Origin of the sequence: Wenzhouxiangella sp. XN24 (genome assembly GCF_011064545.1) — a bacterium.
Taxonomy (GTDB): domain Bacteria; phylum Pseudomonadota; class Gammaproteobacteria; order Steroidobacterales; family XN24; genus XN24.
In genome coordinates this window covers 1-296 of sequence record NZ_JAAMFG010000013.1, presented here as the reverse complement: position 1 = coordinate 296, position 296 = coordinate 1, and the positions used below count along the sequence as shown (strand labels likewise).

The 296-nt window shown below is 62.2% G+C and carries 1 protein-coding gene; it reads left to right on the top strand.

Annotated features, from left to right (window positions below; all coding sequences use genetic code 11):
- Nucleotides 1-296 (top strand): HAMP domain-containing protein (locus G6032_RS00185; RefSeq protein WP_346763727.1); only part of this gene is annotated, 296 nt, incomplete at both ends.

Below are 296 nucleotides of genomic sequence, written 5' to 3'. Positions count from 1 at the left end.
CCCGTCAACGAGGTCAAGCGCGTCATGGTCGCGTTGTCCGAAGGCGACCTCACGCAGAAGATCCAGGGCAACTACCAGGGCGACTTCAAGGTCCTGCAGGAGGCCGTGGACGACTCCATCGACAAGCTCAACAGCCTCATCAGCGGCATCAAGGGCTCGGCGGATGCGATCAACACCGCCGCCAAGGAGATCGCCGCCGGCAACACCAACCTCTCCCAGCGTACCGAGGAACAGGCCTCTTCCCTCGAAGAGACCGCCTCCTCCATGGAAGAGCTCACCTCCACCGTCAAGCAGAA